This window comes from Grimontia celer (assembly GCF_900055185.1).
GTDB lineage: Bacteria > Pseudomonadota > Gammaproteobacteria > Enterobacterales > Vibrionaceae > Enterovibrio > Enterovibrio celer.
Window position 1 is genome coordinate 26,297 of the sequence record NZ_FIZX01000006.1, and the last position, 15,143, is coordinate 41,439.

General features: G+C 49.6%; 13 protein-coding genes. 5 read left to right on the plus strand and 8 right to left on the minus strand.

Annotated features, from left to right (window positions below; all coding sequences use genetic code 11):
- Window positions 1-110: 110 nt before the first annotated feature.
- The 3 genes from rsmC to hemL all read right to left on the minus strand — a co-directional run bounded on the left by rsmC (window position 111) and on the right by hemL (window position 3,855).
- Window positions 111-1,130, minus strand: coding sequence for a 16S rRNA (guanine(1207)-N(2))-methyltransferase RsmC (gene rsmC, locus GCE9029_RS22555; RefSeq protein ID WP_062667165.1), 1,020 nt, complete (start codon window positions 1,128-1,130; stop codon window positions 111-113).
- Window positions 1,131-1,235: 105 nt separating this feature from the next.
- Window positions 1,236-2,318 (minus strand): AI-2E family transporter, encoded by a 1,083-nt coding sequence (locus tag GCE9029_RS22560; protein ID WP_062667167.1) that lies wholly within the window; start codon window positions 2,316-2,318, stop codon window positions 1,236-1,238.
- 247 nt (window positions 2,319-2,565) lie between these two features.
- Window positions 2,566-3,855, minus strand: a complete 1,290-nt coding sequence (hemL, locus tag GCE9029_RS22565; RefSeq protein WP_062667169.1) for a glutamate-1-semialdehyde 2,1-aminomutase — start codon at window positions 3,853-3,855, stop codon at window positions 2,566-2,568.
- Between the two features lie 78 nt (window positions 3,856-3,933).
- On the opposite strand from hemL, the gene GCE9029_RS22570 reads away from it, so the two are divergent.
- From GCE9029_RS22570 to GCE9029_RS22585, 4 genes are all read left to right on the plus strand, one after another.
- Complete coding sequence (locus tag GCE9029_RS22570) at window positions 3,934-4,251, plus strand: hypothetical protein (protein WP_062667171.1); 318 nt, start codon at window positions 3,934-3,936, stop codon at window positions 4,249-4,251.
- A gap of 86 nt (window positions 4,252-4,337) precedes the next feature.
- The gene (erpA, locus tag GCE9029_RS22575) at window positions 4,338-4,679 is read left to right on the plus strand and encodes an iron-sulfur cluster insertion protein ErpA (protein ID WP_062667173.1); all 342 of its coding nucleotides are present in this window, start codon (window positions 4,338-4,340) and stop codon (window positions 4,677-4,679) included.
- Window positions 4,680-4,803: 124 nt separating this feature from the next.
- Complete coding sequence (locus tag GCE9029_RS22580; RefSeq protein WP_062667175.1) at window positions 4,804-5,892, plus strand: efflux RND transporter periplasmic adaptor subunit; 1,089 nt, start codon at window positions 4,804-4,806, stop codon at window positions 5,890-5,892.
- A 12-nt stretch (window positions 5,893-5,904) separates the two neighbouring features.
- The gene (locus GCE9029_RS22585) at window positions 5,905-9,075 is read left to right on the plus strand and encodes an efflux RND transporter permease subunit (protein WP_062667177.1); all 3,171 of its coding nucleotides are present in this window, start codon (window positions 5,905-5,907) and stop codon (window positions 9,073-9,075) included.
- 77 nt (window positions 9,076-9,152) lie between these two features.
- On the opposite strand, the gene shyC is transcribed toward GCE9029_RS22585, so the two are convergent.
- On the minus strand, window positions 9,153-10,472 hold the full coding sequence (gene shyC, locus GCE9029_RS22590) for a peptidoglycan DD-endopeptidase ShyC (RefSeq protein WP_062667179.1): 1,320 nt from the start codon (window positions 10,470-10,472) through the stop codon (window positions 9,153-9,155).
- A gap of 178 nt (window positions 10,473-10,650) precedes the next feature.
- On the opposite strand from shyC, the gene tyrS reads away from it, so the two are divergent.
- A complete protein-coding gene (gene tyrS, locus GCE9029_RS22595; protein ID WP_062667181.1) occupies window positions 10,651-11,838 on the plus strand; it encodes a tyrosine--tRNA ligase in 1,188 nt (395 codons plus the stop codon).
- Window positions 11,839-11,887: 49 nt separating this feature from the next.
- Here the strand turns inward: tyrS and GCE9029_RS22600 are convergent, their stop codons facing one another.
- The 4 genes from GCE9029_RS22600 to GCE9029_RS22615 form a co-directional block, all read right to left on the minus strand.
- The gene (locus GCE9029_RS22600; RefSeq protein ID WP_062667183.1) at window positions 11,888-12,439 is read right to left on the minus strand and encodes a flavodoxin family protein; all 552 of its coding nucleotides are present in this window, start codon (window positions 12,437-12,439) and stop codon (window positions 11,888-11,890) included.
- A 255-nt stretch (window positions 12,440-12,694) separates the two neighbouring features.
- Entirely contained in the window at window positions 12,695-13,675 is a 981-nt protein-coding gene (locus GCE9029_RS22605; RefSeq protein WP_062667185.1) for a questin oxidase family protein, read from the minus strand.
- A gap of 35 nt (window positions 13,676-13,710) precedes the next feature.
- On the minus strand, window positions 13,711-14,127 hold the full coding sequence (locus tag GCE9029_RS22610; protein WP_062667188.1) for a VOC family protein: 417 nt from the start codon (window positions 14,125-14,127) through the stop codon (window positions 13,711-13,713).
- 221 nt (window positions 14,128-14,348) lie between these two features.
- Window positions 14,349-14,960 carry a TRIC cation channel family protein gene (locus tag GCE9029_RS22615; protein ID WP_039850273.1) on the minus strand — a complete coding sequence of 204 codons (612 nt, stop codon included), beginning with the start codon at window positions 14,958-14,960 and terminating at the stop codon, window positions 14,349-14,351.
- Window positions 14,961-15,143 lie beyond the last annotated feature (183 nt).

The window sequence follows — 15,143 nt, forward strand, 5'->3', positions numbered from 1 at the left end:
AATGAACTCCGTGTCAGTGCGCAAAATTAACGTTTTTGACGAGATTTGAGCCTGATGGAAAACAAAAAAGGGAACCACTTGGCTCCCTCGTTTTTAGCGTGTTCTTGTGGTTACTTTGATGCGTGATAGATAGCGAACTTATTGCTTTTTGCCGCCGTCTCGCAATGTCCAAACGCTTTCTCAATAAATGGTGAATAACGAAGGAAGCTATTGGCCACAATGGTCAGGTCGCCCGCGCGATTCAGGTATTCAGGCGCTCGCTCAAGCAGTGTTTCCGTTGCGGCATAATGTGTTTTAAGCCCCGCGTGGAATGGCGGGTTACTCACGATATGATCGAACTTCCCCTCAATATTGCTATAAACATCAGAGGCATAAACCTCTCCGTCAAGATTGTTAAAACGCAGAGTTTCTTGTGCAGAAGCCACGGCGAGCGCACTGATGTCTACCATAGTAATTTGTGTATTCGGGTGACGCAGTTTGATCACAGAGCCAATCACGCCAGCACCACATCCAAAATCGAGAACGTCGCCTTTCAATGTTGGCAGGTTGTCCAGAAGCAGTTGTGTTCCGGCGTCTAGCTCACCGTGACTGAAAACACCCGGAAGAGAGCGGATAGTCAGTGACTGCTCACCGGCATTGAGAGGATAACTCTTGTACCAGTCTTTCAAAGAGAAAGATACCGGTTGGTTATCGCATTCACCCCAATAAAAACTGCAGCGGCGGGCTGAATCAAACTTGGTGACGCGGCCGTAAGGAGCGAACATCTTTTCTATGCTTTTCACACCGCTACGGTTTTCGCCTACGACCGCAATTTCTGTACCTGTACCAAGTTGCGCCATCAGCATGGCCAGAAGAAACTCGGCTTCAGCCTTGGCTTTTGGCCAGTACAGCAAAACCATGTCAACGTCAGGTGTTGCCTGATAACTCTCACCAAATTGCACATTAATGTTTTCATAACGACGCATTTGGTTAGCGTATGCAAGATTGGTTGTGAAGATGCTGATACTGGCAGCAGTACCTTCAAGCTCCGTGGCAAAGGTATCTTCCAGTTCACCGGCAAGCAGAACGTGTTTGCCTTCGAAATACTCGAGCTGGCGAGCTGCAATTTGGCTAGGAGCAGTGTAGGACATGGATACCTCGGGGCTATCAAATAAAGAGGCGCGGATTTTCCCACAAAGTCACCTGTGAGGGAATATGCCGCGCCTTAGGTTCCTTAAGCTCAACAGAGCCTAGTATCAGCAGTTATCTTGCTTCTCAAGGAAGCTGTGGAATTCTGTTTCGTACATGCGGAACAGTACCAGTGTGAGCGAGAAAATGATGGGGCCGTATATCAATCCCATCAGACCATACACATGCAGACCCCCAATCAGGGAGAAGAAAATCAGCAAGGTGTTCATTCCCGAGTTGCCCTGCATCAGTAGCGGACGAAGGATGTTATCAACCGAGCCAACAACTATAACGCCCCAACCAGCCAGAAATGCGGCCCATTCCCATTGGCCAATGAGAAGCAGATAACCCGCTGCAGGCATCCAGATCAACGCAGTGCCAACAACCGGGATAAAAGAGGCGAATGCCATCATGGTGCCCCAGAACAAACCTGCAAATCCTGCCAACCACATGGCGAAACCGCCAACAACGCCCTGCGCCAGCGCAGTCAGGAATGAACCGAGTACCGCAGATTTAGCCACTTTTTCTGCTTCATCGAGCAAGGTGTCTTCTTGACTGCGCGAAAGTGGACTGACATGACGGAGCATATTGATGATCTTGTCGTGGTCGCGAAGCAGGAAGAACAACACAAATAGCATCAGCAGGAAATTAACGAAAACGCCGGTGACATCACCGAGTATTTTGGAGCTCATTCCCAGCATTTGAGAGCTCATAGAAGAAAGCGTTGACGCCGCTTTGGCAACCAACTCCTGCGGGTTAATAGAGTCTGTTGGTAGCCACTTATCTACCAAAGCCAGGCCAGTTTTCACAATCGGCGCAGCCAGAATCTCTTTTGCGCCTCCTTGGGTCAGCCATTCATAGGCACCGGTAAAAAATGTCACGCCCTGGCTCAGTATTGCTGCTGCGACGAAAATCATTGGAATGATAATGATCACAGTCAGTAGGGTGCAGGAAAGCGCTGCAGCAACGTTAGGGTGTGATGGCAGCTTGTTTTCAATCTTTTCATGTAGAGGGAAGAAAAGCAGGGAGACAATAAATGCCAACACGATGGAGCCAATGTAGGGGGCGATCAACATATAACAGGCGTATGCTGCAAGGAGCAATGCGCCTATTAGTGTCCAGTGTCTCGGTTCGGCCTTGAATGATGCCACGGGCGGGCTCCTTATTTTCTCTCAGCGGTGTTGGAGATGAGTGTAGTTAGGAAGATATGATACGTTGTGATAATTCAACGAGAAAGGACAAAAATCATGCCGTGTTGTGAAGGCAACTGCGAGTCCAAAAAACGACGCAAATTGAGCTTGCCGTTGCTTTGTGCTGTCGCCCTTGTGGTGCTTGTCGTGATTAACTGGCAATAAAAAACGGAGCCAAAGCTCCGTTTTTCCATTCGATTCTTATTAATTATTCTGCAGCGAGTTTGGCAAACGCGCGGTCAGCTGCCGCCAGCGTCGCTTCCAGCTCTTTCTCACCATGTGCCAAAGAAGTGAAGCTTGCTTCAAAAGCAGACGGTGCCAGATACACACCTTCATCCAGCATGAGGTGGAAGAAGCGTTTGAACTTCTCAACATCACACTGTTGAACGTCAGCAAAGCAATTGATGCTGTCTTTATCGGTAAAGAAGAAGCCGAACATACCACCTACTTGGTTTATCGCCAGAGCAACACCGTGTTTGTCAGCAGCGGCTTTGAAACCTTCAGCCAAACGCTTGGTTAGCTCTGCAAGGTGGGCTTCATTGCCTTCTTTTGAAAGCTCGGTCAGAGCGGCTTCACCAGCAGCCATGGCAACAGGGTTACCAGAAAGCGTACCCGCTTGATAAACCGGGCCAGTTGGTGCGATGTATTCCATCACGTCACGACGACCACCGAATGCACCGACAGGCATACCGCCACCGATAACTTTACCCAGGGTCGTTAGATCCGGCTTGATGTTGTAATGCGCCTGCGCACCACCCAGAGCAACGCGGAAACCTGTCATCACTTCATCGAAAATCAACAGTGCACCAAACTCATCACACAGCGCGCGAAGACCTTCAAGGAAACCTTCCTGTGGTGGAATACAGTTCATGTTACCTGCTACCGGCTCAACGATGATGCAGGAGATCTCTTCTGGGTATTGCTCGAAAGCCGCACGCACTGAGTCCAGATCGTTGAAGGTACAGGTGAGGGTGTGTTTGGCGAAATCTGCAGGCACGCCCGGAGAGGTAGGCTCGCCCAGTGTCAGTGCACCAGAACCAGCTTTCACCAGCAGGCAGTCTGCATGGCCGTGGTAGCAGCCTTCAAACTTAATGAATTTGTCGCGGCGGGTAAAACCACGTGCCAGACGGATAGCACTCATAGTCGCTTCGGTACCAGAGCTCACCATACGTACCATTTCCATGGAAGGTACCAGCTTGCTAACCAGCTCAGCCAGCGTGATTTCGCGGGCAGTTGGTGCACCAAAGCTCAGGCCATTTTGTGCTGCGGTGATTACTGCATCACGAATGCTAGGGTGGTTGTGACCCAGGATCATAGGACCCCAAGAACCAACGTAGTCGATGTAGGCTTTTCCGTCTGCGTCATAAATGTACGCGCCATCAGCACGTTCAATAAAAATAGGGTCGCCGCCTACACCTGCGAAAGCGCGAACGGGAGAGTTCACACCGCCAGGGATGGTTTTACGGGCTTGCTGAAATAGCTCGGCTGATTTTGTCATGGTTCTTTCCTAGGGTCTGTTGGCCTTTGGTGGTTAAATTTTGTTCTTGCGAAAAGCGTTTTAGGCGCGGCGAGCTTTATGACGCTTAGCATTCTAAGTAAATACAGCTCAACAAAGCATAAAGCGCTTTTAGCTGAACCCTTCGGGCGGAGTTTGTGGGGGCTTTCTCCCGCGTTATCGGCTTCTCGTGTAGGCCAGCTACACGTCGAAGCCTCTGCCTTGTATAAAGTCCCCACAAGCGCCGCAAAAATCATCACCAAAGGTCAACAGACCCTGGACTATTTGATCATTAATTCACTGTCGATGCGTATTGTACGGGATACGTTTAAAGGGTGCGAGATGGATGATGAGGTAAGCATCACATCCGGCTTAAACTTGGTGTATATTGCAGGGTAAGTATCCGTGCGACGAGCAATACTTGAACGAATTAGTCAGGTATTAGATAATGCGGTCAGAATATAAAGAGTTAATGTGAGGTAACAATGAGTGATGCCGCTTTGCCACTGCAGTTTTCTGAAACCGCAGCGAATAAGGTAAAAACGCTGATTCAGGAAGAGGAAAACCCGAACCTGAAGCTACGTGTGTATATCACTGGTGGTGGTTGTAGTGGGTTCCAGTACGGCTTCACGTTTGATGAAAGCGTCAACGATGGTGATATGACCATCGAAAAAAGTGGTGTCACCTTGGTTGTTGACCCAATGAGTCTGCAATATTTGATCGGCGGTATCGTCGATTACACAGAAGGGTTAGAAGGCTCACGTTTCTTCGTTAATAATCCTAACGCAACGACTACCTGTGGTTGTGGTGCCTCTTTCAGTGTATAAACTGTAAGACACTCTTTAAGGCGCGGCAGTTCTTAGCAGAGCTGCCGCGTTTTTTTTTCAATGGACCAGCAGGATCAGCGTCCATTTTCTTTCACTGCAGTAACTACGTCAGGATGGAACGATTATGACGAATGCAGGCGCGAAAACGTCTTTCCTTTCCCAGCGTCCCTGGGTCATTTCTTTAGTGCTTCTTTGTGGCTTGGTATTTTGGGTCGGAAGCGGTCATAGCAACGAAAAATCTGAATCTGCAGAGGAAGAGGCATCAGCTCCTCTGACCCGCGTTGCGATTGAAACCTTCTATGCGGAACCCGTGACACGTTCGATCTCCCTGTACGGCCGAACTGCGCCGGACAGAGATGCCACGATTTCGGCAGAAGCTGCAGGTCGTGTGACCAAAGTAAATGTTCGTAAGGGCGCTTCAGTGAAGAAGGGAGAGTTGTTGATCTTCATAGACCGTGGCGATCGTGAAGCTCAGCTTGAGCGTGCGAAAGCGCTGTTGTTGGTTCGTGAAAAAGAATACAACGCAGCGAAATCGCTGAAGAAAAAAGGACTTCAGGGTGAAGTTGCGTTTTCCCTTGCTCAGGCCAACTTGGTTGAAGCCCGTGCAACGGTTGAGAACCTTGAACTTGCTCTCTCTCACACTGAAGTTCGTGCGCCATTTGATGGGATTGTTGATGACATGAATGTCGAAGTGGGTGACTACCTTGGCATAGGCGATCCTATGGCCACGATTCTGGATTTGGATCCTTTGATTGTGACCGCAGATGTCAGTGAAAAGCATATCAGCCACATTGATGCCGCTTTACCAGCTAATGTGCTGCTGGTTAATGGTGCAATGAAAGAAGGGCGTTTGCGTTATCAATCCAGTATTTCATCCCCCGCAACCAACACTTTCACTATTGAACTTGAAATTCCGAATCCCGAGCAAAAACTGCCAGCAGGTATTAGCGCCGAAGTGGATCTCGCTTTAGAGCAACAGAGCGCAGTGAAGTTGAGTCCTTCAATGTTGGCTCTGGATGAAAAAGGTAATTTGGGAGTCAAAACCTTGCAGGGTGACAAGGTCGCCTTCGTTTCTGCGAATGTTGTTAAAGCTGAGCAAAATGGCGTTTGGCTGGCAGGATTAGGTGATGAAGTCGATGTGATCACTAAAGGACAGGGTTTTGTGCGTGACGGAGATGCTGTTGAGGCGGTACGTCAAGCGTCGGCACAATAAGGGGAGCATCACATGAGAACATTGATTGATGCGTCATTGGCCCGTACTCGTACGATGGTCACCTTGTTGTTGGTGCTTTTGGTGGCGGGCTTTTACACCTATCAAACCATTCCGAAAGAGTCTGATCCTGACATCACCATCCCAGTGATTTATGTCTCCGTCAGCCACGAAGGTATTTCTCCCGAGGATGCTGAGCGTCTTCTGGTGCGTCCGGTTGAGCAAGAACTTCGCTCGATTGAAGGCATCAAGGAGATGACGGCAACTGCGACCGAAGGCCACGCTTCTGTGACGCTGGAGTTTAACGTTGGTGTTGATCTCAATGAAGCCATGGCTGACGTGCGTGAAGCCGTAGACTTGGTAAAGCCGCGTTTGCCGGACGACAGCGACGAACCGACCGTCAACGAAGTCACTTTCGCCAACATGCAGCCCGTATTGTCGATTGCTTTGTATGGCGATGTTTCTGAGCGTGCGATTGTGAAAGTTGCCCGTGAGCTTCAGGAAAAGTTGGAAGGCTTCAAACAAATTCTGGAAGTGGATATCGCAGGCGATCGTGATGATGTCGTAGAAATCATCGTTGAGCCTTTGCTGCTTGAAAGCTATGGGCTGGATCAGCAGGACATCTTCAATCTGGTTTCACGTAATAACCGCGTTGTCGCGGCTGGTTATGTTGATACTGGGTATGGCCGCTTTTCTGTCAAAGTCCCATCAGTGTTTGAAACTGCAAACGATGTACTGACTTTGCCCATCAAGATTGAAGGCAATCAAGTGGTCACGGTGGGTGATGTCGCGACGGTTCGCCGCGCATTTAAAGACCCAGAAAGTTTTGCCCGTCTGGACGGTAAGCCAGCAGTCGTGCTTGATGTGAAAAAGCGGGCCGGTGAGAACATTATCGAGACCGTTGAGCTGGCGAAAGCCGTCATGAATGAAGCGCAAAAGTCTCCGCTTTGGCCTGGTGCACTTCAGGTGAAATACACTTGGGATGGTTCTGAAGATGTGCGCTCGATGTTGACTGATCTCCAGAACAACATCCTTTCCGCTATCTTGCTGGTGGTGATTGTTATCATCGCGATTTTAGGGGCGCGCACTGCGCTGCTGGTGGGCGTTTCGATTCCCGGCTCCTTCTTGACGGGTCTGGTGGTGCTGTCATTGGCCGGACTGACGGTCAATATCGTCGTGTTGTTCTCTCTCATCATGGCTGTCGGCCTGTTGGTAGATGGCGCGATCGTAGTGACCGAATACGCCGATCGTCGTATGCGTGAAGGTGTGGATCGTAAAACGGCTTACCGCGAAGCGGCGCATCGTATGGCGTGGCCGATCATTGCATCGACAGCCACTACACTTGCCGCTTTTGCGCCGCTTCTGTTCTGGCCGGGGATCACCGGTGAGTTCATGGGCTATATGCCTCTGACGCTGATTGCAACACTTGCTGCATCGCTGGCAATGGCACTGCTGTTTGTACCTGTTCTGGGTAGCATGGTGGGTAAGCCTTTGCCTTTGACAGCGGAGCAACAGGCTCGTACTCATGCACTCGAGCAGGGTGATTTCTCCCAAGCCCGCGGCATTACACGCGCCTATATCAACACGCTTTCTGTTGCAATCAAACACCCTGTTAAGATTCTGATTGCGGCTGTGATTGTGGCTGCTGGTGTTATCTTTTCGTACGGCAAGTCAGGTCTTGGCTCCGAATTCTTCCCTGATGTGGATCCTGCGTTCTTTAACATCAAAGTACGTTCCCATGGTGATTTGTCGATCTTCGAAAAAGATGCCTTGATGGCTGAAGTCGAAGATCGTGTGATGGGGATGGATGAGATCGAATCTGTCTACACCAAAACCGGCGGTCAGGACGAAATTGGTGTTATCCAGATGAAGCCTGTCGATTGGCAAGAGCGTCGTAAGGTGAAGGAGATCATCGAGGAGCTGCGCGAGAAAACCGCTGACTTGTCCGGCCTTGAGCTGGAGTTCAAAAAGCCTGATGCAGGGCCACCGAGCGATCATGATCTGTCGATTGAGATCAGCGCTGCAGACCATAGGCTTATCGCCCCCGCTGCGAAACAAATCCGCGATCTGCTCGAACAGGACCCTGCATTCACCAACTACAGCGATACTCTGACTAAACCGGGTATTGATTGGTCAATTGATATCAACCGCGAAGATGCTGCACGCTACGGGGCTGATGCTTTGCTGGTGGGTAACACAGTACAGTTCGTGACCAACGGTCTTAAAATTGGTGATTACCTGCCAGATGACGCTACCGAGGAAGTTGATATTCTGGTGCGTTATCCGGAAGAAAAGCGCGATATTGGTCGTTTTGATGAGCTTCGTGTTAAAACTGCTTATGGATTGGTACCTATCACCAATTTTGCTCAAATTAAGCCAGAGCCAAAGCAAGGCAACATAGACCGTGTTGATGGCAGACGTGTTGTGAAAGTGATGGCTGACATGACGGAAGGTTATAACCTCAGTTTGTCGCTACCTGGACTCAACGAACAGATTGAAAAACTGGGCTTGTCACCAGAAGTGATAGTGACTTTGCGTGGGCAAAATGAGGAGCAGGATGAAAGCTCAGCCTTCCTGATGACAGCCTTTATGGCGGCATTGGCTGCAATGGCTTTGATCCTCATTACCCAGTTCAATAGCTTCTATCAGGCGTTTCTTATCCTAAGTGCAGTCTTGTTCTCGACAGTGGGTGTTTTCCTTGGTCTTCTGGTATTCCAGCGTCCGTTTGGGGTCATCATGTCAGGTGTTGGGGTGATTACACTGGCGGGTATCGTTGTGAACAACAACATTGTTTTGATTGATACCTACAATGTATTGCGTCGCAGTGGTCTTGAAAAGATCGATGCCATCTTACGCACTGGTGCTCAGCGATTGCGTCCGGTACTACTGACGACCGTGACAACGATTCTAGGCCTGTTACCTATGGTTCTGGAAATGAACGTTGATTTGGTCAACCGCGGTATTGAGTTTGGTGCACCGAGTACCCAGTGGTGGTCTCAGCTTGCAACTGCTGTAGCGGGTGGTCTGGCTTTCTCTACGGTGCTAACGCTGGTCTTGACGCCCTGTCTTCTGATGCTGGCGCGTGAGCCTAAAGGCGTGAAGAAAGAAACTAACATGGTTTGGCAAACCGAAGAGAAGGAAGCGCCACACCCAAAGGCACAACGGGAAGCTGAGCCTCAGCTTTGAGGCTGAATTTTCATGCACAAAAAAGCAGCACACAAGCGCTGCTTTTTCTTTGGTATCAAACCAAAGGTCAATAGACCCTATGAAGAAACGCGTTCAAGGGTGCCGATGGACGCTAACAGTTGCTCGAACTTATTAAGCTGCGCCATGCGGTCTTTAGCCAGTTCGATAAAAGCGGTCTTTTCTTTACCCGCCAGTGACTTTGATTGCGGCAACTTCACTGTTCTTGGGTTCTTGTGAACACCGTTTACCAGAAATTCATAGTGAAGGTGAGGGCCGGTAACACGGCCTGTACCGCCAAGAGTACCAATGGTCTGTCCTTGTTTAACACGCTGGCCAGTCTTCACTTTGCGCTTGGTGAGGTGAAGATACTTGGTGATATAAGTTGAGCTGTGGCGGATGAAAACGTAATGGCCGTTAAACTTGTTATAAGCAGATTTCATCACGACGCCATCGCCTGCCGCCCAAATCGGTGTGCCAACAGGTGCTACATAATCTGTGCCTCGGTGTGCTTTAACCCGGCCCGTTACAGGGTGCAGTCGACGTGGGTTGAAGTTCGAGCTTACGTATCGGAAGTTAACAGGTGAACGCAGGAAGGCTTTCCTCATTGCTCGGCCTTTCTCATCGTAATACTTACCTGTTTCAGAACGGATAGCCGTGAAGGTTTCGCCCTGGTTGGTAAATGTCGCGGCAAGAATATTACCTCGGCCAATCATTTCGCCTTCTACCAATTGCTCTTCAAACAATACCGAAAACTTGTCGCCTTGACGGATATCCAGGGCAAAGTCGATGTCCCAGCCAAAAATCCCCGCCAGCTCCATGATTTGATTGGCGTTGAGTCCTGCTGCGACGCCCGCATTCCAGAAACTGGAGGTGATGGTTGCCGAGGCAAAGTTCACCTGAGTATCAATTTGCTTGGACTCTGTTTTGGAGAAGAACTCATCACCAATGCGGGTGACGACCAGTTTCTCATTGGCATTTTTCGGCTGCACGAGCTGGGTGAATAAGCCGTTTTCGTCAAAACCAAGGTGGATTTCATCGCCCACTTTCAGTGAAGCCAGCGATTTGGTGCTCTTGTCACTGTTAATCAGGCGATAAAGGGTCGTTGGGCTTATGCCAACGCGGTCAAAAATTACAGCCAGACTGTCTCCAGCTTTTACCTTGAACTTATGCCATTCAAGCGGCGCATAGGCCACCACGGGTTGTTGTTCACTTTCCGGTGGAAGCAAAGAGACGGTATCTAGCGGAATGGAATATTGTTTACCCACTTCAAATTTGGCGTCCGGGTGTGAAGCTGGGGTTTCAGTGGGGAGCAAAATCAGCAGTACCACAAAGGCACTGAGAGCCATAATTGAGACTTGGTGAAGCCTAGGTAGCGCAGCAATATGTTTAACAGGCATTAAAAAACAGTCGTTAAGAAAATGAATTTAGTTGGGATGTGCCAACTCCCTCTAAAAATCAGAATGGCGCGTTAATCCCTTTTTGCTTGCTTCAAGTCTAACTGGTTTCAAAAACCATCGCTATTCAAGTAGTATGTCGGCTTACGAAAAAATGCCGATTCTGTGGGAGCGATAAAATATGGCGAGCATTGAAGCCGCGCTAGCTGAAATTAAGCGTGGTGTTGAGGAGTTGATTCCTGAAGAGGGACTCATTGCAAAACTGAAAGAGAACCGTCCTCTTCGTATCAAGTTGGGCGCGGATCCAACTGCACCAGATATTCACCTTGGTCACACTGTGATCATGAACAAACTGCGTGCCTTCCAGGAGCTGGGCCATGAAGTTATCTTCCTGATCGGTGATTATACCGCGATGGTAGGTGACCCAAGCGGTAAGAACGCAACGCGTCCACCGCTGACGCGTGAGCAGGTTCTGAGCAATGCTGAGACTTATAAAGAGCAGATCTTCAAAATTCTGGATCCAGCGAAAACCCGCATTGAGTTCAACTCAAGCTGGCTGAGTGAGCTGGGTACGGATGGCATGATCCGTCTGGCAGCAAGTTCTACCGTTGCGCGTATGCTTGAGCGAGACGATTTCAAAAAGCGTTACAGCAACAACCAGCCAATTGCGATCCACGAGTTCATTTATCCGCTCCTGCAAGGTTATGACTCTGTGGCGTTGGAAGCTGATGTTGAGCTGGGTGGTACTGACCAGAAGTTCAACCTGTTGATGGGACGTGAGCTGCAAAAGCAAAACGGTCAATCACAGCAAGTCGTGATCACCATGCCACTGCTGGTGGGTCTGGACGGCGTGAAGAAAATGTCGAAGTCAGCGAACAACTACATCGGTATCAGCGATGTACCGACTGAGATGTTCGGCAAAATCATGTCTATCTCTGACGATCTGATGTGGAACTACTACGAACTGTTGTCGTTCCGTCCATTGGAAGAGATTGCGGGCCTTAAAGAAGAAATTGCTAACGGCCGCAACCCACGTGACGTGAAGATTCTGCTAGCGAAAGAAATCATTGCTCGTTTCCACTCAGAAGCGGATGCAGCAGCGGCAGAAGCTGAGTTCATCAACCGTTTCCAGAAAGGCGTGATGCCTGACGAAATGCCAGAGTTTTCTTTCGAGCAAGGTGTGGCTATCGCTAACCTGCTGAAAGATGCAGCGCTGGTAGGTTCAACCTCAGACGCAATGCGTATGATCCGCCAGGGTGCGGTGAAAATCGACGGCGAGAAGTTGGACGATACCAAGTTGGTACCTGAAGCTGGTACTGCCGTTTACCAGGTCGGTAAACGCAAGTTTGCCCGTATCACGCTGGCATAATGAAGAAAAAGGCGCCGAACGGCGCCTTTTTACTTTCTATCAAAACCTGTTATCGAATCAGTTCCGCCACCCGCTCACCCAATCGCACCGCAGTTTTTGCATCCACTGGATGAAGGCCACTCTCTGTATCAGCCAGTGCAACTACGCCAAGAGAAGCATTTAGGCGGTTAAAGTCTTTGCTGAGTGCGCCTTCCGGAGCATCAATGCCCACCCAAAGCATACTGTGCTGAGTAGCCAGTACATTGAAATATTCCACCGTGCTTTGTACTTCGCCACAAGGGCTTCCGCCAATGGTAAACCCAGCGGCGAGCTTGTTCTTCCATCGCTGCTTGGACCAACTTTCACTGCTCGCATCAGCAAAAGCTTTGAATTGTGCTGTCGGACCGCCCATGTATGTTGGTGAGCCGAAGATGATGGCATCCATTTCACTGAGCTCTTCGAATAAGGCGTCGTTTTTGAAACGTCCTTCAACGATGTCTGAACCTAATATTCGGTAAGCAAACACCTGTGCACCTTGCGTTTCGGCGCCGCACGCCACGGCTTTAGCCAATGCATCCGTGGTACCGGTTTGTGAGAAATAAACAATGGCGATTTTTTTCATAAAGATCCCCACAGGGTCTGTTGACCTTTGGTGGTTAAATTTTGTTCTGGCCATAAGCGTTTTAGGCGCGGCGAGGTGTGTGCCGCCTAGCACTCTAAGCAAATACACCTCAACAAAGCATAAAACGCTTCTGGCAGAACCCTCTGGGCAGCGTTTGTGGGGACTTTCTCCTGCGTTATCGGCTTCTCATGTAGACAAGCTACACATCGAAGCCTCCGCCTTGCATAAAGCCCCCACAAACAGCTGCAAAAATCATCACCAAAGGTCAACAGACCCTAGCCTGACGTTGATTGCGAATAGTGCTTCGTCCAGTTGTAATTCGTTATAAATCCGGGCGCAGCTGTAGATAAGTTTGATGGTGTGATCGTCTTGTGTTGCCAGTGCCTGCTTAAAGTACAGGCCCCAATCTGGTCGGATATTTCTGCGTTCAGGAGCGACAGGCTCTCGGTATTCCGCAGTGCATGCTGCACCGACATAGGCTTGCCAGAAACAGTCGAGAGCGAAATCAAAATTGCTGATAAACGGAGCGAGTGATAGCAGAGCCTGAAAACCGGTTACGCCATGGAGCAAGGTGAAATCATTGCTCGCGGAATATTGAGAGAGGACCACAATGGCAACGGACTCTTTGGTCAATGAAGCTGGCTGTGTGGAAACAGCGTGGTACTTAGCAAGTTCCCTTAGCTCTTCGACATGATCGATGATGATCCCTTCTCGATAGGTGTGATCCCGCATTACCCCAAGTGCCTCATTGAGATGGGAAACGGCGTCTTTATCCGTGGCATATTGCAGCTTCCCTAGCGGCGTAAATCCGGATGACCAGTAGGCGAGTGCGTGACCGATTTCAGTGAAATCTTCACCTTCCACCGCATAGGCGAGGCGAATTAAGGCATGGAAAGAACCTGCCGCGATACCGGGTAGTAAGGTTGGCAAAGCCTTCTTTAATGTTGCTTCAATGCCTTTGGTTTCCAGCTCCTTGCTGTAATAGAGCACGAAATCCGCATTGTGTGTTTTCTCCCCAAGCTTTAATGCTTGAGGGGTAACAGGGTTTTGTTCCGCTTCTAGATGAGGGATTGCCCGTTGGAACTCGTCATGTAAGTCCTTTGATGAGGCACCTAGCCGGGACATGGCAATGAGCGCCATGGGCAAGTGGTTGGAAAGCCTTGGCCCAAAGACTGGAGAATATCGATGTCCATGCCTGATGAGTGATAGTGCTTCTGACGTTATTGGTTTAAACATGGCTGCTTCTCTCTATTTTTCTTCTTTCTTCGTTCTTAAAGCAGGTAATCGTTCCGGCTTTCGATGGAATCGGTCAGGTATTCGATGAATTCCCACTCCATACCATCGCTATCGAAAAAATACGCACGCTTGCGGGCTGGATGGCTCTTGTCAAAAGAGGCCTCTTGATAGCCCGCTTCACGCAGACGTTCCGCCGTACTTTCTGCATCTTCCACCACAAAACCAATGTGATTGACGCCAAGTTGGCGGTAAGGGACCCGTTCGACAGCCTTGTCGATGACCACTTCCTGGAGGGCGATGTAAGAGGTGTCGGTACCCAGATGACACCAGCCGTAATCATCATTCTGGCCTGAGCCACGGATTGAGAACTCCGGCATGGCGGTCTGCAAAAACTGGATAGCGTTATCGAGATTTGTCACAGTGATATTGGCGTGTTCGACATAGCTGCTCATGGGATGCTCCTTGTTATTAAGTAAAGCTATATGTTTACATAATAGATCGGATTGCCGTTAAATAAAGTAAAAAGTTTATTTAATTGCTTTGGGTGGATGAGATGATCGCCAGATCGAGATCTGTCGCGCGGAAACGATGAAACAGGATGAGAGGCGGATGTTTCTGGAAAAGAAACAAAAAACGCGCCAAAGAGGCGCGTTCTAAATGCTTGAAACTGCAGCTACTTTCCTGAACCGAATACAGGTAGAGAAAGGTGCCAGCGTATCGCGGCAAGCCTGATCAGCAAGGTAGTGATCATGCCGGCAATGGAAGCTATTTCGACATCCACGTTGGCTGCCAAAGCCACTGTGTGGATGATCCCACCTGCAATACAGGCGGTTGCGTAGACTTCGGTTCTGAAAAGCATCGGGATTTCCCGAGCGAGTACGTCGCGGATGATGCCACCGCCACAACCAGTAATCACACCCATGATCACTGCCACCATGGGGGAAGCACCATAGCTCAGCGCTTTGTCGACGCCGATAGCAACAAAAACGGCCAGGCCGATGGCATCTGCCACGGGCAAAAAGTACCACGGCAGGCGACGCGGTTGACGGATCAGCAACATGGAAAGAATACAGGTGACAAGGATCATCCAAAGGTATTCCGGCTGGTTGACCCAAAAGACTGGTGTTGCGCCTAATGCCATATCACGAATGGTGCCGCCGCCGATTGCGGTGACCATAGCAAGAACGATCATCCCAAAGGGATCCATTCTTAACTTACTGGCAAGTAATACGCCTGATATGGCGAAGACTGCCGTACCAAACATGTCCAAAATATACAGAAGCATAAAGCGCTATTTCATCCCTTAATCAAACATCCAATTCGACCTCTATCGCTGGTGTTTCTCTGCGTCTTATTTTTATTGTGACACGGAGATCCAGTAACACGAATTGGTTAAACCCAGACAACCTGAGACTGTTTGGGTATGAGCGCGCGCGATTTTACGTGAAACTTGGTGGCGGGCAATCCA